Origin of the sequence: Nocardioides malaquae, assembly GCF_015070385.1 — a bacterium.
GTDB lineage: Bacteria > Actinomycetota > Actinomycetes > Propionibacteriales > Nocardioidaceae > Nocardioides > Nocardioides malaquae.
Genome location: NZ_JADCSA010000428.1, coordinates 1 through 270, shown reverse-complemented (window position 1 = coordinate 270; position 270 = coordinate 1). Strand labels below are relative to the sequence as shown.

The following is a 270-nucleotide window of genomic DNA, read 5'->3' as shown; positions in this document are numbered from 1 at the left end:
GACGGACTGCTTCTATGATTGCCTGAGCCTCTTTCTCGACAGAAGGATGACTCTTTTCGGCTCCTTGAAAAGTTTTAGAAAAGAAAGCAACAGGCCTCTTTCCTTCGGTGAGGACCGCAGCGATAGCGGTATCAGAAGCGTCTGTCTCGACTGAAAATGGTAGAGTTTCATCAATAGCTTTCACGACTGAGTCTTCGATGTCTTGTTTCAGTCCGTGCAATGCTGATGTTGCTTCCTTTGATAAAGGAAACTCCTTCGTGTCGATCAGTC

Annotated in this window: 1 protein-coding gene; it reads right to left on the bottom strand. The window is 46.3% G+C overall.

The genetic code is table 11. The features are described 5' to 3' along the window. The coding region (locus IEQ44_RS15910) for a ribonuclease H family protein (RefSeq protein WP_193639421.1) at positions 1 to 270 on the bottom strand (270 nt) is incomplete at both ends.